This is a genomic window from Mesorhizobium sp. M0028 (assembly GCF_040323855.1).
GTDB lineage: Bacteria > Pseudomonadota > Alphaproteobacteria > Rhizobiales > Rhizobiaceae > Mesorhizobium.
Genome location: NZ_JAMYVG010000029.1, coordinates 23,910 through 44,941 on the forward strand (window position 1 = coordinate 23,910; position 21,032 = coordinate 44,941).

The 21,032-nt window shown below is 63.3% G+C and carries 25 protein-coding genes; 5 read left to right on the forward strand and 20 right to left on the reverse strand.

Annotated elements, in window-relative coordinates:
• Nucleotides 1-174 precede the first annotated feature (174 nt).
• Nucleotides 175-756, forward strand: coding sequence for a histidine phosphatase family protein (locus NKJ93_RS30740; RefSeq protein ID WP_352593053.1), 582 nt, complete (start codon nucleotides 175-177; stop codon nucleotides 754-756).
• Nucleotides 757-770: 14 nt separating this feature from the next.
• Here the strand turns inward: NKJ93_RS30740 and NKJ93_RS30745 are convergent, their stop codons facing one another.
• The 9 genes from NKJ93_RS30745 to gcvA all read right to left on the reverse strand — a co-directional run bounded on the left by NKJ93_RS30745 (nucleotide 771) and on the right by gcvA (nucleotide 10,691).
• On the reverse strand, nucleotides 771-2,357 hold the full coding sequence (locus NKJ93_RS30745; RefSeq protein ID WP_352548063.1) for an FGGY-family carbohydrate kinase: 1,587 nt from the start codon (nucleotides 2,355-2,357) through the stop codon (nucleotides 771-773).
• Complete coding sequence (locus NKJ93_RS30750; RefSeq protein ID WP_352592986.1) at nucleotides 2,354-3,037, reverse strand: HAD family hydrolase; 684 nt, start codon at nucleotides 3,035-3,037, stop codon at nucleotides 2,354-2,356. The genes NKJ93_RS30745 and NKJ93_RS30750 overlap by 4 nt, the downstream gene beginning before the upstream one ends.
• Before the next feature lie 9 nt (nucleotides 3,038-3,046).
• On the reverse strand, nucleotides 3,047-4,531 hold the full coding sequence (locus NKJ93_RS30755) for a mannitol dehydrogenase family protein (protein ID WP_352592988.1): 1,485 nt from the start codon (nucleotides 4,529-4,531) through the stop codon (nucleotides 3,047-3,049).
• 72 nt (nucleotides 4,532-4,603) lie between these two features.
• On the reverse strand, nucleotides 4,604-5,374 hold the full coding sequence (locus tag NKJ93_RS30760; protein ID WP_352592991.1) for an L-iditol 2-dehydrogenase: 771 nt from the start codon (nucleotides 5,372-5,374) through the stop codon (nucleotides 4,604-4,606).
• Nucleotides 5,371-6,375: an ABC transporter ATP-binding protein gene (locus tag NKJ93_RS30765; protein WP_023722527.1), complete on the reverse strand. Its 1,005-nt coding sequence runs from the start codon at nucleotides 6,373-6,375 to the stop codon at nucleotides 5,371-5,373. The genes NKJ93_RS30760 and NKJ93_RS30765 overlap by 4 nt, the downstream gene beginning before the upstream one ends.
• A gap of 49 nt (nucleotides 6,376-6,424) precedes the next feature.
• Nucleotides 6,425-7,249 carry a carbohydrate ABC transporter permease gene (locus NKJ93_RS30770; RefSeq protein WP_352484354.1) on the reverse strand — a complete coding sequence of 275 codons (825 nt, stop codon included), beginning with the start codon at nucleotides 7,247-7,249 and terminating at the stop codon, nucleotides 6,425-6,427.
• A gap of 11 nt (nucleotides 7,250-7,260) precedes the next feature.
• On the reverse strand, nucleotides 7,261-8,133 hold the full coding sequence (locus NKJ93_RS30775) for a carbohydrate ABC transporter permease (RefSeq protein WP_031195183.1): 873 nt from the start codon (nucleotides 8,131-8,133) through the stop codon (nucleotides 7,261-7,263).
• A gap of 113 nt (nucleotides 8,134-8,246) precedes the next feature.
• Complete coding sequence (locus tag NKJ93_RS30780; protein ID WP_023722530.1) at nucleotides 8,247-9,557, reverse strand: ABC transporter substrate-binding protein; 1,311 nt, start codon at nucleotides 9,555-9,557, stop codon at nucleotides 8,247-8,249.
• 222 nt (nucleotides 9,558-9,779) lie between these two features.
• The gene (gene gcvA, locus NKJ93_RS30785) at nucleotides 9,780-10,691 is read right to left on the reverse strand and encodes a transcriptional regulator GcvA (RefSeq protein ID WP_023722531.1); all 912 of its coding nucleotides are present in this window, start codon (nucleotides 10,689-10,691) and stop codon (nucleotides 9,780-9,782) included.
• A gap of 110 nt (nucleotides 10,692-10,801) precedes the next feature.
• Between gcvA and NKJ93_RS30790 the strand changes: the two genes are divergently transcribed.
• The gene (locus NKJ93_RS30790) at nucleotides 10,802-10,987 is read left to right on the forward strand and encodes a hypothetical protein (RefSeq protein ID WP_023722532.1); all 186 of its coding nucleotides are present in this window, start codon (nucleotides 10,802-10,804) and stop codon (nucleotides 10,985-10,987) included.
• Between the two features lie 75 nt (nucleotides 10,988-11,062).
• Here the strand turns inward: NKJ93_RS30790 and NKJ93_RS30795 are convergent, their stop codons facing one another.
• Entirely contained in the window at nucleotides 11,063-12,022 is a 960-nt protein-coding gene (locus NKJ93_RS30795) for a sugar-binding transcriptional regulator (RefSeq protein ID WP_023722533.1), read from the reverse strand.
• Nucleotides 12,023-12,382: 360 nt separating this feature from the next.
• Here NKJ93_RS30795 and NKJ93_RS30800 point away from each other — a divergent pair, with 360 nt between their 5' ends.
• Nucleotides 12,383-13,015 carry an HAD family hydrolase gene (locus NKJ93_RS30800; protein WP_352481508.1) on the forward strand — a complete coding sequence of 211 codons (633 nt, stop codon included), beginning with the start codon at nucleotides 12,383-12,385 and terminating at the stop codon, nucleotides 13,013-13,015.
• 15 nt (nucleotides 13,016-13,030) lie between these two features.
• Here the strand turns inward: NKJ93_RS30800 and NKJ93_RS30805 are convergent, their stop codons facing one another.
• From NKJ93_RS30805 to ureC, 7 genes are all read right to left on the reverse strand, one after another.
• A complete protein-coding gene (locus NKJ93_RS30805) occupies nucleotides 13,031-13,798 on the reverse strand; it encodes a class II aldolase and adducin N-terminal domain-containing protein (protein WP_352592995.1) in 768 nt (255 codons plus the stop codon).
• Nucleotides 13,799-13,882: 84 nt separating this feature from the next.
• Nucleotides 13,883-14,524, reverse strand: coding sequence for an urease accessory protein UreG (gene ureG / locus NKJ93_RS30810; RefSeq protein ID WP_352481506.1), 642 nt, complete (start codon nucleotides 14,522-14,524; stop codon nucleotides 13,883-13,885).
• Nucleotides 14,521-14,961, reverse strand: a complete 441-nt coding sequence (locus NKJ93_RS30815; RefSeq protein WP_352481505.1) for a DUF3995 domain-containing protein — start codon at nucleotides 14,959-14,961, stop codon at nucleotides 14,521-14,523. The genes ureG and NKJ93_RS30815 overlap by 4 nt, the downstream gene beginning before the upstream one ends.
• Nucleotides 14,958-15,629: an urease accessory protein UreF gene (locus NKJ93_RS30820; RefSeq protein WP_352481504.1), complete on the reverse strand. Its 672-nt coding sequence runs from the start codon at nucleotides 15,627-15,629 to the stop codon at nucleotides 14,958-14,960. The genes NKJ93_RS30815 and NKJ93_RS30820 overlap by 4 nt, the downstream gene beginning before the upstream one ends.
• Nucleotides 15,622-16,206 (reverse strand): urease accessory protein UreE, encoded by a 585-nt coding sequence (gene ureE / locus NKJ93_RS30825; RefSeq protein WP_352481503.1) that lies wholly within the window; start codon nucleotides 16,204-16,206, stop codon nucleotides 15,622-15,624. Before ureE ends, NKJ93_RS30820 begins: the two co-directional genes overlap by 8 nt.
• Nucleotides 16,207-16,262: 56 nt before the next feature.
• Nucleotides 16,263-16,856 (reverse strand): hypothetical protein, encoded by a 594-nt coding sequence (locus NKJ93_RS30830; RefSeq protein ID WP_352481502.1) that lies wholly within the window; start codon nucleotides 16,854-16,856, stop codon nucleotides 16,263-16,265.
• Nucleotides 16,857-16,903: 47 nt separating this feature from the next.
• On the reverse strand, nucleotides 16,904-18,616 hold the full coding sequence (gene ureC, locus NKJ93_RS30835; RefSeq protein WP_502897821.1) for an urease subunit alpha: 1,713 nt from the start codon (nucleotides 18,614-18,616) through the stop codon (nucleotides 16,904-16,906).
• A gap of 179 nt (nucleotides 18,617-18,795) precedes the next feature.
• Here ureC and NKJ93_RS30840 point away from each other — a divergent pair, with 179 nt between their 5' ends.
• The gene (locus tag NKJ93_RS30840) at nucleotides 18,796-19,179 is read left to right on the forward strand and encodes a hypothetical protein (protein ID WP_023722543.1); all 384 of its coding nucleotides are present in this window, start codon (nucleotides 18,796-18,798) and stop codon (nucleotides 19,177-19,179) included.
• A gap of 126 nt (nucleotides 19,180-19,305) precedes the next feature.
• Entirely contained in the window at nucleotides 19,306-19,800 is a 495-nt protein-coding gene (locus tag NKJ93_RS30845) for a hypothetical protein (protein WP_023722544.1), read from the forward strand.
• A gap of 26 nt (nucleotides 19,801-19,826) precedes the next feature.
• On the opposite strand, the gene NKJ93_RS30850 is transcribed toward NKJ93_RS30845, so the two are convergent.
• The 3 genes from NKJ93_RS30850 to NKJ93_RS30860 are packed head-to-tail and all read right to left on the reverse strand — an operon-like array spanning nucleotide 19,827 to nucleotide 21,027.
• Nucleotides 19,827-20,132 carry an urease subunit beta gene (locus tag NKJ93_RS30850; RefSeq protein ID WP_023722545.1) on the reverse strand — a complete coding sequence of 102 codons (306 nt, stop codon included), beginning with the start codon at nucleotides 20,130-20,132 and terminating at the stop codon, nucleotides 19,827-19,829.
• Between the two features lie 8 nt (nucleotides 20,133-20,140).
• A complete protein-coding gene (locus NKJ93_RS30855) occupies nucleotides 20,141-20,734 on the reverse strand; it encodes a HupE/UreJ family protein (protein ID WP_031195187.1) in 594 nt (197 codons plus the stop codon).
• 35 nt (nucleotides 20,735-20,769) lie between these two features.
• A complete protein-coding gene (locus NKJ93_RS30860; protein ID WP_023722547.1) occupies nucleotides 20,770-21,027 on the reverse strand; it encodes a DUF1272 domain-containing protein in 258 nt (85 codons plus the stop codon).
• Nucleotides 21,028-21,032 lie beyond the last annotated feature (5 nt).

The window sequence follows — 21,032 nt, forward strand, 5'->3', positions numbered from 1 at the left end:
CGCGGAAAATGGCCAAGATCGGCCGGATTCCGCATTACGACGGGTTTGTCTATGAAATGGGCACCGGTGGCAAGAGGCTGACTTGCGGAAGGGTTAAGCCAGTCGGCTCAATGCAGGCTATTGGAGAGGCCATGGAAGCCGCTATGGTCACGGTGGATTCCTTTGAAAGGCAGCCTGATGAGCACGTTTCCCGAAATCTATCTGGTTCGGCATGGCGAGACGGAATGGAGTGCGTCCGGAAAACATACCGGCCGGACCGACATACCGCTGACGCCGGCCGGCGAGGATGGGGCAAGGCGGGTCACTGAGCGGCTAAAGGGTCTATCCTTCTCGGCGGTGTGGTCGAGCCCGTCGCAGCGCGCCTTCAACACCTGTGCGCTGGCCGGCTTCGGCTCGTCAGGCGTGAAGAAGGACGATCTGGCGGAGTGGGATTATGGTGCCTATGAGGGATTGACCACCAAGCAAATCCTCGCCGAGCGTCCCGGTTGGCGGCTCTTTCGCGACGGCTGCCCGCGCGGCGAGTCCGCCACGGATGTAGGCTCGAGGGCGGACCGGATCGTCAGCCAGTTGCTCGAGGCCAGCGGCAATGTCCTGGTCTTCTCAAGTTCGCATTTCCTGAGGGTGCTAGCCGCACGCTGGCTCGGCCTGCCACCGCAAGACGGCGCGCTTTTCGTGCTGGATACCGCCAGCGTAAGCGTGATCGGTTATGAGCACGGCCTTGACGAACCGGTCGTCCGGCGCTGGAACCAGAGATAGCCGCCGATCCCGATCTATCGGATCGCGTCCAGCGCCTGCCTTTGCCGATGCATCTCGAGAAACACGCGGTAGTCGCGATCGAACCGGCCGGCGGCAGCCGGATTGGGCTCGCGCGTCCTGCCGCCTTGCTGCATGGCGACGCAAGCGGCGTTCAAATCGGGAAAAAGCCTGGCAGCGGTGGCGGCAATCATGCCGGTGCCGAGCAGCACCGCCTCGTCCGCCAGCGGCTCGACCACCGTGCATCCGGTGGCGTCGGCATAGAGCTCCATCAACAGCGGGTTCTTGGTGTGGCCGCCGGTGACGTGCAGCGTATCGATCAGATAGCCGTTTTCGTTCAGCGCTTCCAGCACATGGCGGACGCCAAGCGCGATGCTGACGGCGGTGCGCCAATAGAGCTTGCACAGGCTGTCGAAGGAGGAATCCAGCGTCAGCCCGCTGATGACGCCGACGGCATGCGGGTCGGCGAGCGGCGAGCGGTTGCCGTGGAAATCGGGCAGCACGTGCAGCTTTGCGGCGAGATTGTCGCCCTCGGCGGTGCGCAGCTCGGCGACGCGGTGGGCGATCCTGGCATGCATGGCGGCATCCGGCTCGCCGCCGGCGCCATGCCAGCGGATGATGTGATCGAGCAGCGCGCCGGTGGCCGACTGGCCGCCTTCCGACAGCCATAGGCCGGGAAGGGCGGCGCCGTAGTAAGGACCCCAGACACCGGCGAAAGGCTGCGGATCGGGCGACATCGCCATGACGCAACTCGACGTCCCGGCGATCAGGGCCAGATGGCGGCCGATATCCTTCGCGTTGCCGGCGAAGCCTCCGAGCACGCCAAGCGCGCCGGCATACGCATCGATGACGCCTGCACCGACCCGGCATTTTTCGGTGAGGCCAAGCTCCGCCGCGGCTTGCGCGTTAAGCGCACCGATATCGGCACCGACCGGGCTTGCCTTTTCCGGCAGATTGCCGTGCTCGAAAAGGTCGCCGAGCCCGACGGCTTCGAAGAAGTCGCGCCGCCAGCCGGTCGCTTCATGGGCAAGATAGGTCCATTTGGCGGTCAGCGTGCATTGTGAACGGGCGAGCGAGCCGGTTGCCTTCCAGGTCAGGAAGTCGGTGAGGTCGAATAGGTAGCCGGCTTCGTTCCATGTTCCGGGCAGGTTGCGCTTCAGCCACATCAGCTTCGGCGTCTCCATTTCCGGCGACATGACGCCGCCGATATAGTCGAGCACGGCATGGCCGCTTTCGGTGCATTCGTCGGCCTCGGCAATGGCGCGATGATCGAGCCATACGATGGTGTCCCAGCGTCTTTCGCCTGATACCGACACGCTGAGCTGGCCGCCATGCCGGTCTCGCACCACCAGCGAGCAGGTGGCGTCAAAGGAGATGCCGACGATATCCTCAGCCTTCACGCGCGCCTTTTCGCGGGCAGCGCGGACGGCCATGCACACCGCCGACCATATATCCTGCGAATCGTGCTCGGCGTGGTCGGCTTTCGGCTGTTGCATGGCGATCGGGTGCTCGGCGCGGCCGAGCAAGGCGCCACCGGTGTCGAGAATGCCGGCACGGGCGCTTCCGGTGCCGACATCGACCGCGCAAACGAAACTGTTGGTCAAGGTGTTCTTGCTCTCGCTCCCAGGCCTGCAATCAGATCGGGCAATTGCAGCATGTCAGCGAATATAAAGTCCGGCTCACTCGACGCAAGCCGCGCTTTCAGTGCCGGGTTGCCGGTGTGCGAGCCCCCGGTGAAGGCAAGGACGCGCATGCCTGCCGTCCGCGCCGCGGCGATGCCGGCTGGGCTGTCTTCGACGACGAGGCAGTTTTGCGGGGCCGCTCCCATCTTATCTGCTGCATGGAGAAAAAGATCGGGCGCCGGTTTGCCCCGCGCCACCATGGCGGCGCTGAACAGATGCGGCTCCAGCAGCCCAAGCAGCCCCGTGACATCGAGCGCATAGCGGATGCGTTCAAGCGTGCCGGAGGAGGCGACGCAGCATTGTACGCCGAGCCTCGGCAGGACCTGTGCGATGCCTGGCATCGGTTTCAGCTCCTGGCGGAACTTGCGCATCAGTTCGGAGCGCATCTCGGTCAAATGCTGGTCCGTGATATCGAGCCCGAAGTCGCTTGCGAGGATCTCACGGACGCTCTTCATGCTCTTGCCGAGGAAATGCTCGTAGGCAATGTCCTCGCTGACGTTACCGCCGGCGAGCGCGATCATCTCCAGCAATGCTGAGACGGACAGCATCTCACTGTCCACCAGCACGCCATCACAGTCGAAAATGACCAGTTCAGGCGTCATCGCGCTGGATCAGCTTCGGAGGTCGCCGGCGAGATAGCGCGTCAGTGTCGCGCGCGCGCCGTCCGTCCACAGCAGTCTCAGCGCTTGGCCGAAGGCTTCGGCGAACGGCGGCGAGCGGCCGACATCGCCATAGATGTCTTCCATGGCAAGCCAGGCGGCAGGCATGTCCCTGGCCGCCTTGGCCGTCCCCTGCAACCGGCCCCAGTTCGGGTCGTTGGGCTCGGTGACGGCACCGGAATCCGTGGTGCCGAAGCAGTAGCGACACCAGAGCGCAGATTCCAGCGCCAGGCCGGTGACACTTTTGCCAGCCTTCAGCCGGTCGGCGATGGTCGGAATGATGAATTTCGGCTGGCGGTTAGAGCCGTCGAGGCAAAGCCGGCGTATGGTGTCGCCGATCTTCGGATTGGAGAAGCGGTGCTCGATGAGCTGGTAGTAATCTTCGAGGTCGGTGTCTGGAACCGGCGGCACGGTCGGGATGATTTCGTCATGCTCGAGCTTGTCGAGGAAGCCGCGTACCAGCGGCTCCTGCATCGCCTCCTGGACGAAATGGATGTCCATCAGCCCGGCCGGATAGGCGATGGTCGCATGGCCGCCATTGAGGATGCGGATCTTCATCAGCTCATAGGGCGCGACGTCGCTGACGAACTGCACGCCGACCTGTTCCAGCGGCGGCCTTCCGTCGGTGAAACGGTCCTCCAGCACCCATTGCTTGAACGGTTCGCAAAACACCGGCCAATTGTCGTCGAGGCCGAACTCGCTGGAGAGAATGCCGCGCTCGCGGTCGGTGGTGGCCGGCGTGATGCGGTCGACCATGCCGTTGGGAAAGGCAACGTTTTCGCTCGCCCAGTTTGCCAGATCCTCGTCGATCAGCCGCGCCAGGCCGATGACGCCATCCGAGGTGACGTGGCCGTTATGGGGGATGTTGTCGCAGGACATGATTGTGAAGGGCACGATGCCGTCGGCGCGGCGACGCAGCAGCCCGGCGAGGATGAGCCCAAAAACCGTCTTCGGTGTCGCCCCGGGTTGTGCGTCGGCAACGATGTCGGGATGCGTCGGATTGAAGACGCCGGAAGCCGGATCGATGAAATAGCCACCCTCGGTAATGGTCAGGGAAACGATCTTGATCGCCGGATCGGCGAGCTGCTCGACGATTGCGATCGCGTCGCCAGGCACCAGGAAGTCGATCATGACGCCGGTGACGCGCGCGCTCAGATGGCCGCTGTCCTGCTCGACCACGGTGGTCAGCCAGTCCTGCTCCTGCAACTTGCCGCGGCCGACCTTCTCGCCCTCGAAGACGCCGGCGCCAACGATGGCCCAGTCGTGGCCGACGCCCGAATTGAAGAGGTCGTCGAGATAGACGGCCTGATGCGAGCGATGGAAATTGCCGACGCCGAAATGCACGATGCCGGCCTTGAGCGCGGCGCGATCGTATTTCGGGCCGGCGATCTTGGGCGGAAGCTTGGCGAGTATGGAAGAAGAGAGTTTCACGGACATCTGCTTTTACCCTTTAGCGGGACGGCTCTTCCCCCCGTTGGAGGAGGCGGGGAGAAGAGCGCCTTCGCCCCCTCAACTCATCCACTGGCCGCCATCGACATTGTAGGTCTGGGCAACGATGTATTCGGCCTCATCGCTGGCCAGGAACACCGCCATGCCGGTGAGGTCTTGCGCCGTGCCCATGCGGCCATAAGGCACGGCTTCGCCGACCAGCCTCTTCTTTTCGCCTTTCGGCCGGTTCTCGAACTTGGCGAACAGGGCATCGACGTGATCCCAATGCTCGCCGTCGACGACCCCCGGTGCTATCGCGTTGACATTGATGCCGTGCTTGATCAGGTCCAGCCCTGCCGACTGGGTGAGCGAGATGACCGCCGCCTTGGTGGCGCAGTAGACGGCGACCAGTGCCTCGCCGCGGCGCCCGGCCTGGCTTGCCATATTGATGATCTTGCCGCCCTTGCCGCGCGCGATCATCGAACGGGCCGCAGCCTGAAGCGTAAACAGTGTGCCGGCGACGTTGACCGAGAACAATTTGTCGTAGCTTGCCTTGCTGATCTCGACGATCGGCGCCAGGTCGAACAGCGCAGCGTTGTTGATCAAAATATCGAGGCCGCCGGTTCTGGTTTCGACCGCCTTGACAGCCGCATCTATCGACGCGAGATCGGTGACGTCCAACTTCACCGCGTAGGCGTTGCCGCCGATTTCCGAAGCCGTCTTCTCGGCAGCCTCGAGATTGATGTCGCCGATGGCGACGGTCGCGCCCTCCCGCATGTAGGCTTCGGCAAACGCCCTGCCGATGCCGCGCGCCGATCCGGTGATCAGCGCCGATTTACCTCCGAGCCTCATTGCAGCATCGCCTTCCCATCGGCGCCAAAACGATGCAGCTTGGTCTTGTCCGGTGTCAGATAGATCGTGTCGCCGTGATGGGCGGCAAGCTCGCCGTCGGCGCGCACCGTCAGTTGCCCGACACCATCCGCCTGGACGTGCAAAAACGTGTCGGAGCCGAGATGTTCGGCAACGCCGACCGTCGCCTTCCAGTCGCCTGACGTCTTCGAAATGTTCATATGCTCCGGGCGGATGCCGACTGTCCTGGCGCCATATTTGGCGGCCGGCTCGCCTTCGATCAGGTTCATCTTCGGCGAGCCGATGAAACCGGCGACGAACAGGTTCTTCGGTGTCTTGTAGAGCTCCATCGGCGAGCCGACCTGCTCGATATTGCCGGCGTTGAGCACGACGATTTTGTCGGCCATGGTCATGGCCTCGATCTGGTCGTGGGTGACGTAGACCATGGTGGTCTTGAGCTGGTGATGCAGTTCGCTGATCTCCAGCCGCATGGTGCCGCGCAGCGCCGCGTCGAGATTGGACAAAGGCTCGTCGAACAGGAAGGCGGAAGGCTGGCGCACGATGGCGCGGCCGATGGCGACGCGCTGCCGCTGGCCGCCGGAGAGCTGGCCGGGGCGGCGATCTAGGTAGTTGGTGAGGTTCAAGATGCGGGCGGCGTCCTTCACCTTCTTGTCGATGGTCGCCTGGTCCTCGCCCGCCATCTTCAGGGGGAAAGCGATGTTCTTGGCCACCGTCATATGCGGGTAAAGCGCATAGGACTGGAACACCATGGCCAGCTTGCGCTTGGCCGGCGCCTCGCCGGTGACGTCGCGGCCATCGATGATGATGGTGCCGCCGCTGGTGTCCTCCAGGCCGGCAATCAGACGCAACAGCGTGGACTTGCCGCAGCCCGACGGGCCGACGAAGACGACGAACTCGCCGTTCTCGATGACCAGGTCGAGGCCGGGGATGATGGACGTCGCCCCGAAGGATTTGGAGACGTTCTTGAGCGTGATGTTTCCCATGATTTCCTCCCCCGAAGGGCTGTTTTCGTTTTGCGTCAGGCGATGCCCGTTACTTTACCGCCCCAAACGTCAGGCCGCGGACCAGCTGCTTCTGGCTGAACCAGCCCATGATCAGGATCGGCGCGATCGCCAGTGTCGAGGCGGCCGAAAGCTTGGCCCAGAACAGCCCCTGCGGACTGGAGAAGGAGCTGATGAAAGCGGTGAGCGGCGCTGCCTCGGTGGTGGTCAGCCGGATCGTCCAGAACGCCTCGTTCCAGGCGAGGATGATGTTGAGCAGCATGGTCGAGGCGATGCCCGGCACCGCCATCGGCGTCAGCACGTAGATGATCTCGTTCCAGAGTGATGCGCCGTCCATGCGCGCCGCTTCCAGGATCTCGCCCGGGATCTCGCGGAAATAGGTGTAGAGCATCCAGACCACGATCGGCAGGTTGATCAACATCAGCATGACCATCAGGCCGATGCGGCTGTCGAGCAGTCCTGTATCGCGGAAGATCAGATAGATCGGGAACAGCACGGCGACGGCCGGCATCATCTTGGTGGAAAGCATCCACATCAGGATGTCCTTGGTGCGTTTGCTTGGCGAAAACGCCATCGACCATGCCGCCGGTACGGCGACAAGCAGAGCCAGGACGGTCGAGCCGACCGACAGGAACACCGAGTTCAGGAAGAATTTGAAATAACCGTTCTGCGCCTGGACCTCGGAATAGCTCTCCGTGGTTCCCGACGGGAACAGGTTGAAGCCCTGGATGGCCTCCTGCTCCGATTTGAACGAAGTGATGATCGTATAGAGGATCGGGAAGAAGATCAGCAGCGCGACGATCCAGGCGGCCGCGGTCGCAATCGTCTTGTGCTGGGTGGTGACTGCACGTGCCATCGTTTCCTCCCTTATTTATCCAAATTCTTGCCGACGGCGCGCATGGCGAAGAAGGCGACGATGTTGGCGAGAATGACTGCGATGATACCGCCGGCGGACGCCTGGCCGATTTTGAACTCCAGCAATGCCTTCTGGTAGACGAGGAAGGGCAGGTTGGTGGAGGCATAACCCGGGCCGCCATTGGTGGTGACGAGGATCTCGGCATAGACCGACAGAAGGAAGATCGTCTGGATCAGGATGACCACGGTTATGGCGCGCGACATATGCGGCAGCGTCAAATAGATGAAGCGGCTGATGAAGCCGGCGCCGTCCATTTCGGCGGCTTCCTTCTGCTCGCCGTCGAGCGACTGAAGCGCGGTCAACAGGATCAGCGTTGCAAACGGCAGCCACTGCCAGGCGACGATGATGATGATGGCCAAAAGCGGGTGCTGCCCGAACCAGTCGATCGGCTGCCCGCCGAAGAAGCGCGCAATATCGGCGAAGACGCCGTATTGCGGATGCATGATCATGTTCTTCCAGACCAGTGCCGCCACCGGCGGCATGACGAAGAACGGCGAGATGACGAGGATGCGGACGATGCCCTGTCCCCACATCGGCTGATCGAGCAGAAGGGCCAGCAGGATACCGCCGATCACCGTGATCAAAAGCACGCTGACGACGATGGTGAGCGTGTTGAGGATCGACTGCAGGAATGCCGGGTTGGAATAGAACAGCGCGTAGTTCGAAAACCCGACGAAGCCGTCGCGCATCGGATTGAGCGGATTGTACTGTTGGAAGGAGAACCACAGCGTGAATGCCAGCGGTACAATCATCCAAACCAGCAGCAGCACCACGGATGGCGCCATCATGAAGCGGGCAAGCGAACGGGTCTGCTGAGTAGCCATGACGGTCACCCTTCGAGGTCAGCCAAGTTTTCAGCGGTGTGATAGCCGGCCGCCCGAACTGGGATTCGGGCGGCCGTTGCCGGTCGCCATTGGCAACCGGCACCGGGAGGAGCCTACTTGATGTAACCGCCCTCGGTCATCGTCGCGGTGGCGGCGTCCTGCGCCTGCTTCAGGGCATCGTCGACGCTCGACTGGCCGGCAAGTGCCGCCGAGAAGAGCTGGCCGACAGTGGTGCCGAGGCCCTGGAACTCAGGAATGGCGACGAACTGTACGCCGACATAAGGCACCGGCTTGACGGTTGGGTGCGTCGGATCGGCGGAGTTGATCGAGTCCAGCGTCATCTTGGCGAAAGGTGCCGCCTTCTGGTACTCGGGATTGGCATAGAGTGAGGAGCGCGTTCCCGGCGGAACGTTGGCCCAGCCTTCCTTCGAGGCGACGAGCTCGGCATAGTGCTTGCTGGTTGCCCAGGATACGAACTTTTGAGCGGCGTCGGCCTTCTGGGTGCCGGCGGGGATGGCCAGCGACCAGGCCCAGAGCCAATTGCCGCGCTTGCCGAGGCCATTGTCCGGGGCCAGCGCATAGCCAACCTTGTCGGCGACGGTGGAGTTCTTCGGATCAGAGACGAAGGAAGCGGCGACGGTGGCGTCGATCCACATGCCGCATTTGCCCTGCTGGAATAGCGCCAGGTTTTCGTTGAAGCCATTGGATGATGCGCCCTCGGGGCCATCGGCCTTCATCAGGTCGACATAGAACTGCAGTGTGTTCTTCCACTCGGGCTGGTCGAATTGCGGCTTCCAGTTCTCGTCGAACCAGCGCGCGCCGAACGAGTTCGACATGGCGGTCAGGAAGGCCATGTTCTCGCCCCAGCCGGCCTTGCCGCGCAGGCAGACGCCGTTCACGCCGTTGGCGCGGTCGGTCATTTTGTCGGCAGCCTGCTTGATGAAGTCCCAGGTCGGCGCGTCGGGCATCTTGAGCCCGGCCTTCTCCATCAGGTCCTTGCGGTACATGACGAAGGAGCTTTCGCCGTAGAAAGGCGCGGCGTAGAGCTTGCCGTCGACCGACAGGCCGCCGGCAATAGCCGGGATGATGTCCTTGACGTCATAGTCGTCGCCGAGCTTGTCGAGCGGCAGGAGCCAACTCTGCTTGGCCCAGATCGGCACCTCATAGGTGCCGATGGTCATCACGTCGTACTGGCCGCCCTTGGTGGCGATGTCGGTGGTGACGCGCTCGCGCAGGACGTTTTCCTCGAGCGTGACCCACTGCAGCTGGACGTCGGGATTCTTGGCGGTGAAGTCGTCGGTCAGCTTCTGCATGCGGACCATGTCGCCATTGTTGACCGTGGCGATGGTGATGGATTCGGCATGCGCGGCGAAAGCAAGCGCGCTGGCCGACAACAGGCCTAGGGTGAACGTGCGAAGTTTCATCAAAATTCCTCCCATGAACCAAGATGAGCATTTGCCTTGGCTGTGAGCAATTACTCACTTACCGTGAATTATGTCAAGCCGGATTCGTTGCTGCAGCGCAGCACGCTGGTCTCGTGCAGCGGCAAGCCTGGGACACTCGCGGTATATGTGGAGAAGGGTTGGGTCGGGCTCATCGCGCCGCCAAAAGCCGGAGCTTTGCTGTCCGGGTGGCCTGGTTTCGGCCTATTGGCAAGCGATCTCGTTCAGGATCCAATCGCGAAAGGCGCGGATCTTCGGCACGTTGCGCCGCGCCGTCGGATAGACCAGCCAATAGGCATGGCCGTCGTCACCAACAAGATCGAAGGGCTGAATCAGGCGGCCGTCGGCAAGTTCGGTCTTGAACAGCGCCTTGGTGACGATCGCCACGCCATGGCCGGCAATCGCGGCATTGGCCTCGTAGGCCTGCGCGCCCATGCTGGTGCCGGTGCGTTTGGCCAATTCCGCGACCGGCAGGCCGGCGGCGGCAAACCAATCCCGCCACCAGATGTCGCCCGGGTCGAGGATCGGCAGCCGCAGCAGGTCGGCCGGTTCGTTGACGCCGCCGATGCTGGCCGCGAGTTTTGGGCTGAGAACCGGCGTGAAATCGGCCCTGAAAAGCATATGGGTCTCGACGCCCGGCCAGTTGCCGCCGCCGGAGCGGATGGCGATGTCGATATCCTCTCTGGCAAAGTCGACAACCCTGTTCGAAGTATCGACGCGCACCGCCAGCGACGGATGCGCGACCTGGAACGAACCGAGATGCTGCGCCAGCCAATTGGAGGCAAAGGTCAGCAGCGTCGAAACGCAAAGCACGCCATCGGCGCCGGTGCGCGCGGCGGCATAGGCGCCGCTCAACAGCGCGAACGCTTCGCTGACCGCAGGTGCCAGGCGCTGGCCGGGTTCGGTCAGCACGATCTGTTTTGGTTGGCGCAGGAACAAGGGCGCGCCGATGCGCTCCTCCAGAAGCTTGATCTGATAGCTTGCCGCCGCCTGCGTCATGCCAAGCTCCTGGGCGGCCTTGGTGAAGGAGAGATGCCGCGCCACCGCCTCGAATACCCGGATCGCCTGAAGCGGAGGAAGCTGCGAAACCAGCTGTCGTGAATTGAGCTCCGGCATAAGCCCTCCTTATGGGCAGTGATCGACGTTTGATTGGCGGCACCGGCCGGTCCTACCGATATTCCGTGTTGAAGATCAATTACGCCTAGAGATAGCGAAGGCTGACGATCATGACCACAATACAGGAAAAGCCGCTTCTTGCTCCAGCCCACGGCTGGTTTTCACGGCTGGCGCGGGGATTGGCAAGGCACGCGGCGCGGAGACGCGCCTATCTCGACGTCCGGGAACTGCCGCCGCATCTGCAGCGCGACATGGGCTTCCTCGATGGCAACGATCCTTGTGGCCGGCACCAATAATGTCGCTCGTTTTATCGGGAGTTCAGATGCGTTTCGATTTCACCTGATCGTTTCCGACCGCCAGCGGCTCTGAGATCATGCGCCGGCCAGCAAGGCGGCGGCGGTCCGCTCATCGGTGATGAGGCCGTTGACCAGCCGCCGGTTGACGGCGGCGAAGATGCCCGGCAGCTTGCGGTCGCCCATGGCAAGCGCGATCACCAGCGACTTTTCGCGCGACGGCAGCGGCGCTGACGAGACCCGGTCGTTGGTGATGCCTTCGATCATGCGGCCGTCGCGATCGAACACCCAGCCGACGATCTCGGCAACGCCGCCGGCCTTCTGCAGCGCCTTCAATTCACCCTCCGAAATGAAGCCGTCCTCGTAAAGCGGCGCCTTCGGGCCGAGATCGCCGATGCCGACAAAGGTGACGTCGGCCTCGGCCGCAAGCGCCAGGGTCGGCTGGATCATCGGCTGGCTGAGCAGCATCTCGCGCTCTTCGGGCGAGGAAGCGATGACCGGCAAAGGCATCGGAAACGAGCGCGCCTTGACCCTGTCGGCCATGGTGAAGATGACGTTGTAGAAGGCCGCCGAACCGTCTGGCGAGATATTGCCGGTCAGCGACACCACCTTGTGCTGCGGGCATTCCATCGGCGGCAGCTGCTCGATCGCGGCCTTCAGCGTGCGGCCGGTGCCGATCGCCATGACGATCGGTGTGGGCGACCGCAGCCGCCGTTCGATCTCCGCCGCCGCCGCCTCCGCGACCCCGATGACGGTGGAGGACGAAGAAGGGTCGCTCGGCACCACCTCGACCAGATCAAGCGCAAAGCGCGATTTCAGCCGTGCCGCAAGGTCGAGGCAATTGGCGATCGGATGGTCGACGCGCACCTTGATCAACCCTTCGGAGACTGCAAGCGACACCAGCCGCTGCGCCGTCTGCCGGGAGATGCCAAGCGTGGCGGCGATCTGGTCCTGGGTGTTGCCGGCAACGTAATAGAGCCAGCCGGCGCGCGCCGCGTCGTCCAGCCTGTTGCCGCCGCTATCCTGCCGCGAATTCAAGGTCCTGCCTCCCAGCCCGCCGAGCATAAGAGGCGGAGCACCATAGTTTCGCAGGGAATGAGGTCGTGCGCAATTGCCTATTGTACGAGCAATTGCTTAAGGTCCGGACTTGGTGGCTCGAACGAAGTGACGGGGTCGACCTAGTCTCGTCGCAACAGCAAGGCTGTCGAGGTCGCACCAATCTCGGTTCCAAAGCGCGACGTGTTCGATCGGCCTCATGCGACGCGCTTTAGATTCTTTTTTATGCATGTCGTTATCACAAAACCGCTGCACACTTTTGCGCGACATGCATTAGCGGGGACGCGGCGGTTTATCTCCCGAGCTAAACGCTTTAAGGGATTCTGGAGAATGGAGCCTCGCATGACGCCGAAAGCGGTTTTCTGGGATATGGACGGCACGCTGGTCGACAGCGAGCCGCTGCACGAGGCGGCGCTGGTTGCGGCGCTGCACAGCGTTGGCATCGCCCCGCCAACCGACCTGCATGAGCGCGTGCTCGGCATCGCCGCATGGCCGGTCTACGAGATGCTGCGCGACGAGTTCGGCCTCGACCTGCCTTTCGACGACTGGATCGTACGCAAATACGATCACTATCTGCCGATGGCGCAAACGCTGACGCCACGCAGCGGCGCGATCGAGATTTTCAACGAGCTGCGCGCGCTTGGCGTGGAGCAGGCGGTGGTGTCCAATTCCGACCGGCTGATCGTCGACGCCAATCTGCGCGCGGTCGGCCTTTTCTACCCCGGAATGAAGACCATCAGCCGCAACGACGTGCGCGAAGGCAAGCCGCATCCCGAGCCATTCCTGCGCGCCGCCTGGCTGGCCGGCGTCGATCCCGCCGAGGCCGTAGCGGTCGACGACAGCATGACCGGCGCCACGGCGGGGCTGGCGGCGGGAATGAAGACGGTCTTCTGGCCGGAGGCGCCGATGGAAGGGCCGCCGGGCGCGATTGTCATCAACAGCGCCGACGAATTGCGAGCCCATCTGGGACTTTAAAGCTTTAACGGGCGCTCAGTTCCGGTAGGCAGGCTCCTGCTCGTCGAGGATCGCCTTCAGTTCGGAGAGGTGGCGTTCGGCCTGGCCCGGATAATCTTCCTGTTCCCTTGCCGCTTTCTCGGCGATCTCGTCCGACAATACCCGCAGCGGCCGGCCGGTCCACAGCGCCTTGATGTAGGTTTCGGCGGCGCGCTCGAAATAGAACATGCGGTTGAAGGTGTCGGCAACGCTGTCGCCGATGACCAGCACGCCATGGTTGCCCATCACCATGACCTTGACCTTCGGGTCGACAAGAAGCTGCGAGCAGCGCTCGCCTTCTTCCTCGAAGGCCAGCCCGCCGTAATGCTCGTCGACGACATGGCGGTTGAAGAAGATCGCTGAGTTCTGGTCGACCGGCGGCAACGTCGAGTCGGCGAGCGAGGCAAGCACCGTGGCGTGGATCGAGTGGACATGCATGACGCAGCGTGCATGACGCACATTGCGATGGATGGCGCCATGCAGGCCCCATGCCGTCGGGTCAGGTGCATTCGGGCCGGAGAGCGTGTCGGGATCGTTGGCGTCGATCAGCAGCAGGTCGCTCGCTTTGATGCGCGAGAAATGCACCTGATTGGGATTCATCAGGAATTGCGAGCCATCGTCGTTGACCGCCAGCGAGAAATGATTGGCCACCGCCTCGTGCATGTTGAGCCGCGCCGTCCAGCGGAAGGCGCAAGCGAGATCGACACGTTCTTCATAGAACGGCAGGTTGGTCAGCACTTCCTTCTGCAGGCGCGTGATGCTCATCGTAGACCTCCGTGAAAGAGGCGAGGATGCCGCGCGGCGGGAAGACGCGCAACCGGTTTCGTTTGGTGCAGGCGAACGCGATTGCTATGCTGCCGTACTGGCGGCGGCGCCGACCCTTAGGCCGCCATGCTCGACGATAAAATCGATGACCTCCTGCAGCCCCTTGCCGCGCGACAGGTCGGTGAAGCCGAACGGCCGTTTGCCGCGCATGCGGGCAGCGTCGCGTTCCATGACATCGAGATTGACGTTCACATAGGGCGCAAGGTCGCTCTTGTTGATGACCAGGAAATCGGACCGGGTGATCGCCGGTCCGCCCTTGCGCGGAATCTCCTCGCCCTGGCAAACCGAGATGACATAGAGCGTCAGGTCGGCAAGGTCCGGCGAGAAGGTGGCGGCGAGGTTGTCGCCGCCCGATTCGATGAAGATGATGTCGAGATCCGGGAATTTTTTGGTCATTTCGGCAATCGCCTGCAGATTGATCGAGGCGTCCTCGCGGATGGCGGTGTGCGGGCAGCCGCCGGTCTCGACGCCGATGATGCGATCTTCGGGCAGCGCCTGGAGGCGCGCCAGCATCATGGCGTCCTCCTTGGTGTAGATGTCATTGGTGACGACGGCGATCGAGAACTCGTCGCGCAGCGCCTTGCAGAGCTTTTCGGTGAGCGTCGTCTTGCCGGAGCCGACCGGACCGCCGATGCCGATGCGAAGAGGGCCGTTCGGGGATATCATGCGGGGAACTCCGTGAAGGCAAGGATGGCGAAGCCGAGGCCGATCAGCAGGCACAGCGGCGAATAATAACGCAGATCGAGCCGCGCGAAAGGTTGCTCGGGCGTCAGCCGGCGCCACCACGGCGTGAAGCCGGCAATGCCGCGCGCCAGGAAAACCAGCGCGATGAGCAGCGACGTGGCGGCAAGCCCGGCCTTGGGAAAGGGCGTGGCAAAGATGCCCTCGAGCGCCATCGGCCACAGTGTCGCCAGGCCGAGGCAGGCGGCAACGGCGAAGCTGGCGAAGGGTGCCGGCATTTCATCGACGCCATGAAAGCCGATGACGGCGCGGGCGCAGGAGGCAGCATCCATGCCCGGCCAGATGCCGCCAATAGCCCAATAGACATGCAGCGCGGTGATCAGCAGCAGGACCAGCGAGAGGGCGAAAGCGAGGACGATCATGAGCGGAACAGCCGCGAATACTGGGTCTCGTGCTTCATCGCCGTGATGTCTGAGATAAAAGCGCAGCCGCCGAGATCGTCGAGGGTCGAGTCGGCAGCGCGGGCTGCAGTCGCCAAGGCCAGCGGCTCGAAGCCGGCGAGCAGCGCGGTCGCTCCGGTCTGGCCAACGACACCAAGCCGGATCGCGGCCTGGACGAGGTTGGAAAAGAAGGCCTGCAGGAAGCCGGCCAGCGCATCCCGCAGCATAAATCCGTGGCCGCCGGCGACGGCACCGACGGCGACGCAATAGGCACATTCGGCCGGCAGGCGGTCCAGCACCTGGCACGGCCAGGCCGAGGCCGCCTTCAGGAAGGCGGCGCCCTGCAGCATGGTTTCGGCATGACGCTCGCGCGAGCCGGCTAGGGCCTCGGCGAGCGCAGCGACCTCGACCAGATCGCCGGCTTCGCGCGCCCGGCGCCAGCTTTCGGCAAACAGCACCGCATCGTTCCAGCCGGAACCCATCTCGACCAGCGTTTCCAGCCACGCTGCAAGGTCTTTGCTGTCGGCAACCAGCCCGGCATGCACGGCTTGTTCCAAGCCATGGCTGTAGGAAAAGCCGCCGACCGGGAAGGAAGGCGACAGCCACGCCATCAGCCGCAACAATGCAATGTTGGAAGGCTGGTCAGTCATGGTCATGGTCGTGCGAATGGCTGTGGGAATGCGATTCGCTATGGCTATGAGAATGCGCTTCGGCGTGGCTGTGCGTATGCGCCTCGGCATGAGCATGGCCGTGCCCGCCATGGCCGGAATAAGCGCCGCGCACCGGCTTGAACGGCTCGGAGACGTCGCTCACAATGGCGCCCAATCCCTCCAGCATCGCCTTGATGACATGGTCGCGCAGGATGAGGATGCGCCCAGCTTCGATTGCGGCGGCGAGATGGCGGTTGCCGATGTGCCAGGCAAGCTCGGCCAGATGGACAGGATCGCTGGCCCTGATGTCGTAGAGCGGCTCCGCGGCCGCGATGATCTCGATTTGGCGGCCATCCTCCAGCACCAGCCGGTCACCATGGTTCAACGTCACCGGTTCGGGCAGGTCGACCAGCACCTTGTCGCTACGGGCCGTTTCGATGGCGCGACGGCGCAGATGCCGCTCGTCATGAGCAAGCACTGCGCTGTCATATGGCGTAGTGGTTCCGGCTTCGCCTGCGGCCAGGACGGAGACGGCGCGCGGGAATTTGGTGAAGTCGGTGCGAATATCGAGCTTCATGTAAGACTGCCTTTCGCAAAAAGCCTAGACTATCCGGTCCGCCGCCCCAATGGGGCTCAGACGATCGTGTCGAAGAGCCGCAGGATGAACGATATCTGATAGACGAGCGCGCCGGCGACAAAGGCGATGTGAAAGCGGCGGTCGCGCAGCAGGATCGCAATGACGCAAAGCGCGACGAAAACCGGCGTGCGGATCAGATATTCGATGCCGAAATGGGCGAAATGCTCCGGCCCTTTCAGCAGCGTGTCGATCACGTCGAGCAGATAGGTCGCCGCCAGCAGGCCGAAGAACCAGGCCCGGCGCGAATAAAAGAAATCCTCATAGCTGGTGTAGTCCAGCATCGAATCCGGGAACAGCAGCGCGCAGAGCAGGAACAGCGTGACGGCGTAGAAGATGATGAACAGGTATTTGCCGAAGGTCCAATTCTCGATCTGGAACAGGCCGAACTCCCACCACCAGAAATGCACCAGCATCAGAAGCACCGACGCAACCCAGGCGAGGTGCACGGGATAGAGCCGGTACTGGCCGGGATGCTGGACGATGCGGGCGAGCCCCGACAGCAGCCGTGTGACGCCAAGGCCGATCACCATGCCCAGGACAATGCGGATATGCGGGAAAATGTCGTGGGCGTAAGGGAGTTGCTGGTCCATAGGCCTGGCGCGGCATGTTCTACATCGGTCGTTCTAACGCCTATGGTTCAGAACAGGAAGTAGCGTTGCGCCATCGGCAGCACGGTGGCCGGCTCGCAGGTGAGCAACTCGCCGTCGGCGCGGACCTCGTAGGTTTCGGGGTCGACCTCGACATGCGGCGTGGCGTCGTTGAGCACCATCGAATGCTTGCCGATGCCGCCGCGGGTATTCTCGACCGCCACCATCTGCTTGTCGACGCCGAGCCTGCCGCGCAGGCCGGCGTCGAGCGCGGCTTTCGAAACGAATGTCACCGACGAATTGGTCATCGCCTTGCCATAGGCGCCGAACATCGGCCGATAGTGCATCGGCTGCGGCGTCGGGATCGAGGCGTTGGGATCGCCCATCGGGGCGGCGGCGATCATGCCGCCGATCAGCACCATGTCCGGCTTGACGCCGAAGAACGCCGGATTCCACAGCACGAGATCGGCGCGTTTTCCCACCGCCACCGAGCCAATGTCCTTCGACAGGCCATGCGCGATGGCCGGATTGATGGTGTATTTGGCGATGTAGCGGCGGACGCGGAAATTGTCGTTGTCGCCGGTCTCCTGCGGCAGCGAACCGCGCTGGCGCTTCATCTTGTCGGCGGTCTGCCAGGTGCGGATCGCGACTTCGCCGACGCGGCCCATGGCCTGGCTGTCCGACGAGATGATCGAGAAGGCGCCGATGTCGTGCAGAATGTCTTCGGCGGCGATGGTTTCCTTGCGGATGCGGCTTTCGGCAAAGGCGATATCTTCGGGGATCGACGGCGACAGATGGTGACAGACCATCAGCATGTCGAGGTGTTCGGCCAGCGTGTTGACCGTGTAGGGGCGGGTCGGATTGGTCGAGGACGGAATGACGTTGGGCAGGCCGCAGACCTTGATGATATCAGGTGCGTGGCCGCCGCCGGCGCCTTCGGTGTGGAAGGCATGGATGGTGCGGCCCTTGATCGCCGCCACCGTGTTTTCGACGAAGCCGGACTCGTTCAGCGTGTCGGTGTGGATCATCACCTGCACGTCGTAATCGTCGGCGACCGACAGGCAGCAGTCGATTGCAGCCGGTGTCGTGCCCCAGTCCTCATGCAGCTTCAGCGAGCAGGCGCCGGCGAGCACCATCTCCTCGAGCGCGGCAGGCAGCGACGCGTTGCCCTTGCCCGACAGGCCGATATTCATCGGGAAGGCATCGAAAGACTGGATCATGCGTGCCAGATGCCACGGCCCAGGCGTGCAGGTGGTGGCCAGCGTACCGTGCGCCGGGCCGGTGCCGCCGCCGAGCATGGTGGTGATGCCCGACATCAGCGCTTCCTCTATCTGCTGCGGGCAGATGAAGTGGATATGCGCGTCAAAGCCGCCGGCGGTCAGGATCTTGCCCTCCCCGGCGATGATCTCGGTGCCGGGACCGATGATGATGGTAACGCCGCCTTGAATATCCGGATTGCCGGCCTTGCCGATCGCGGCGATACGGCCGTCCCTGAGGCCGATATCTGCCTTGACGATACCGGCGGTGGCATCGACGACCAGCGCATTGGTGATGACGGTGTCGACCGCGCCTTGCGCGCGCGAAACCTGGCTCTGGCCCATGCCATCGCGGATGACCTTGCCGCCGCCGAATTTCACCTCCTCACCGTAAAGGGTGAGATCCTTTTCGACCTCGATGAACAGTTCGGTGTCGGCGAGCCGGACCTTGTCGCCAACGGTCGGGCCGTACATCTGCGCATAGGCGGCGCGGGTGATTTTAGCCATCAGCAATTGCTCCCGAAATACAGCCCGAAAATACCGCTTGTCGAAGCCGGGACCCACATTGCCGCCATCCTATGGTCACGCAATGACCCGCTGAGCGACACTTTCCGATCCCATTTGGCGGTTGAGGTGGGCGGGCCACCCCAAAACGACCATTTGCCAATCGATGGAAAGGAACATCCATGCGCAAAACGACCCTTCTGGCAGCCGCCGCCACGCTGGTGCTCGCAACCGCCGCCAGCGCCCAGCAACAGCCTGCGCAGCAGCCCAGTCCGGCGCCGGCCGCTCCTGCTCCTGCCGCGCCCGGGGCGCAGCCGCAGGCGCCCACCATTCAGGCGATCAATGTCGTCGATATCAAGGATCTGCCGGCGGACACTCAAGCCAAGGTCAACGAGGTGATCGCTAAGCGCAGCGATGCCGATTTGCAGAAGCTGCGCGGCTCGATCGACGCGACACCGGAGGTCAAGTCCGCGCTCGAAGCGAAAGGACTCACCTCGGCGCAGGTGATCGCCGCCAGCATGAGCACCAATGGCGCGCTGACGCTGATCACCAAGAAAGCCAGCTGACGAGGCGAGGCGGCGGGCCGGCGCCCGGTCAGCCCGCCGCATCGCAAAGGGAACCTTCACAGGGGAAGTTACGTTTCGGTCCTGTCGCCCTGACACAAGCCTCGAAAAGGAGCCTGAGAACGAGCGATGGCGATCACCACCTTCTCCGACACCAGATGGCTGCATGGGATTGCTGCGACCGCGTTTCTGGCAGCCAGCATTCCGCACGCCGCGCTGAACGCGCAGAGCCTCGATAGCGCCGAGACCGTCAACCGGATCGTCGGCTCGGAGGTCGGCCAGGAAGAGACCAAGACAAATGCGGAAGCCGGCAAGGTCAGCTCGGCGATCGACCGCACGCGTGAAAACATCGCTGTCGTGCGCAAGACGTCCAAGCTCGACAAGGTCGATATCGTGTTTCTTACCGACGCCGCGCGCACCGAAGGCGGCCCGCCGCCGGCGATCGAAAACAAGGTCAGGCAACATCGGGACGACATTGCCGAGCTGCGCAAGGAGATCGAGGCGAACGCATTGCTGTTCAACGCCATCGACTCGCGGAGAGTGCAAACCGAGGACGTTCTGGCGGTGGAATTCGACGATCCGGGAAAGGTCGTCATCTATGCGGCGGCCAAGCCGCCCGGCTGAGCCGAAACTGCTCGACGCCTTCGATCTCACAGCTTGCCCATGATCTTCTGCTGAAATCCGTAGACCTCGCGCTTGCCGCCGAACGGCACCAGGGTAACGTCACGCTCCTGCCCCGGCTCGAAGCGCATGGCGGTGCCGGCAGCGATGTCGAGGCGCATGCCGCGGGCCTGGTCGCGATCGAATCTCAGCCCTTCATTGGTCTCGAAGAAATGATAATGGCTGCCGACCTGGATCGGCCGATCGCCGCTGTTGGCTACCTTCAAGGTGACGGTCGCCAGACCCTTGTTCAGCTCTATCTCGCCGCTTGCCGTGATGATTTCACCTGGGATCATTGCGGCCCTCACAGGACGCCGAAAGCAAGGCCGGCGCCAATCGTGGCACAGGCGGCCCCGGCGACGCGGGCAAGTCCGCGGAAGCGCCAGCCGAGGTTGAAACCGGCAGTGATGCCGACGGCGTGGAGCAGCGCGGTGGCGGCGGCAAAGCCCGCCATGTAGCCGAGCCCACCCGCATTTTCGGGCACCTCGGTGCCGTGGGCATAGCCGTGGAACAACGCGAACAGGCCGATGACGGCGACGCCGGCCGAGACCGGAAGGTCGACGGCGAGCGCAACCAGCAGCCCGAGCACCACGACGGACGCCAATATGGCCGGCTCGACGAAAGCCATCGGCACATGCAGGATGCCGAGCGCGCCGCCGGCCAGCATGATGCCCACGAAAGCCAGCGGCCATGCCCAGATCGCTTTGTCGCCCTTGAGTGCTGCCCACAGGCCGACGGCAATCATCACCGTCATGTGATCGAGGCCGGAGAGCGGGTGGGTGAAGCCGGCGGTGAAGGACGAAACCGTGCCGTCGCCGACATGGGCATAGGCTGGCCCAGCTGCCGCCAGCAGCAGGACCGCCGACAGCGTTGTGCGTTTCATCGTAGCGGGGATCATCGGCGTACCTTCCATCTTCGAGATCATCATGCCTCTCACGCGGCCTTGCGGGCCGGGCCGCAGCCCTCTGCCTTGAGAATGCGCTGGGTCGAGGCCGGATATTTCTTCAGCATCGCTGCCGGACGGATCGGGCGGGCCGAGAAGTTGCCGCCACAATTCGGACAGGCGCCGCCGAGCACGTTTTGGGCGCAGTCCGCGCAGAAGGTGCATTCGAAGGTGCAGATCACCGCATCTGTCGCATCGGGCGGCAGATCCTTGTCGCAGCATTCGCAGTTGGGACGCAGCTCAAGCATTTTCC

Bases quoted from the DNA above. Each gene is read 5' to 3' on its own strand.
- ureE (WP_352481503.1), bottom strand. From the start codon at position 16,206: ATGAAGCTCGATATTCGCACCGACTTCACCAAATTCCCGCGCGCCGTC.
- NKJ93_RS30800 (WP_352481508.1), top strand. From the start codon at position 12,383: ATGACGCCGAAAGCGGTTTTCTGGGATATGGACGGCACGCTGGTCGAC.
- NKJ93_RS30855 (WP_031195187.1), bottom strand. From the start codon at position 20,734: ATGATCCCCGCTACGATGAAACGCACAACGCTGTCGGCGGTCCTGCTG.
- NKJ93_RS30820 (WP_352481504.1), bottom strand. From the start codon at position 15,629: ATGACTGACCAGCCTTCCAACATTGCATTGTTGCGGCTGATGGCGTGG.
- NKJ93_RS30770 (WP_352484354.1), bottom strand. From the start codon at position 7,249: ATGGCACGTGCAGTCACCACCCAGCACAAGACGATTGCGACCGCGGCC.
- NKJ93_RS30850 (WP_023722545.1), bottom strand. From the start codon at position 20,132: ATGATCCCAGGTGAAATCATCACGGCAAGCGGCGAGATAGAGCTGAAC.
- NKJ93_RS30815 (WP_352481505.1), bottom strand. From the start codon at position 14,961: ATGATCGTCCTCGCTTTCGCCCTCTCGCTGGTCCTGCTGCTGATCACC.
- NKJ93_RS30845 (WP_023722544.1), top strand. From the start codon at position 19,306: ATGGCGATCACCACCTTCTCCGACACCAGATGGCTGCATGGGATTGCT.
- NKJ93_RS30830 (WP_352481502.1), bottom strand. From the start codon at position 16,856: ATGGACCAGCAACTCCCTTACGCCCACGACATTTTCCCGCATATCCGC.
- NKJ93_RS30790 (WP_023722532.1), top strand. From the start codon at position 10,802: ATGACCACAATACAGGAAAAGCCGCTTCTTGCTCCAGCCCACGGCTGG.
- NKJ93_RS30755 (WP_352592988.1), bottom strand. From the start codon at position 4,531: ATGTCCGTGAAACTCTCTTCTTCCATACTCGCCAAGCTTCCGCCCAAG.
- NKJ93_RS30775 (WP_031195183.1), bottom strand. From the start codon at position 8,133: ATGGCTACTCAGCAGACCCGTTCGCTTGCCCGCTTCATGATGGCGCCA.
- ureC (WP_502897821.1), bottom strand. From the start codon at position 18,616: ATGGCTAAAATCACCCGCGCCGCCTATGCGCAGATGTACGGCCCGACC.
- NKJ93_RS30765 (WP_023722527.1), bottom strand. From the start codon at position 6,375: ATGGGAAACATCACGCTCAAGAACGTCTCCAAATCCTTCGGGGCGACG.
- NKJ93_RS30805 (WP_352592995.1), bottom strand. From the start codon at position 13,798: ATGAGCATCACGCGCCTGCAGAAGGAAGTGCTGACCAACCTGCCGTTC.
- ureG (WP_352481506.1), bottom strand. From the start codon at position 14,524: ATGATATCCCCGAACGGCCCTCTTCGCATCGGCATCGGCGGTCCGGTC.
- NKJ93_RS30840 (WP_023722543.1), top strand. From the start codon at position 18,796: ATGCGCAAAACGACCCTTCTGGCAGCCGCCGCCACGCTGGTGCTCGCA.
- NKJ93_RS30860 (WP_023722547.1), bottom strand. From the start codon at position 21,027: ATGCTTGAGCTGCGTCCCAACTGCGAATGCTGCGACAAGGATCTGCCG.
- NKJ93_RS30760 (WP_352592991.1), bottom strand. From the start codon at position 5,374: ATGAGGCTCGGAGGTAAATCGGCGCTGATCACCGGATCGGCGCGCGGC.
- NKJ93_RS30750 (WP_352592986.1), bottom strand. From the start codon at position 3,037: ATGACGCCTGAACTGGTCATTTTCGACTGTGATGGCGTGCTGGTGGAC.
- NKJ93_RS30780 (WP_023722530.1), bottom strand. From the start codon at position 9,557: ATGAAACTTCGCACGTTCACCCTAGGCCTGTTGTCGGCCAGCGCGCTT.
- gcvA (WP_023722531.1), bottom strand. From the start codon at position 10,691: ATGCCGGAGCTCAATTCACGACAGCTGGTTTCGCAGCTTCCTCCGCTT.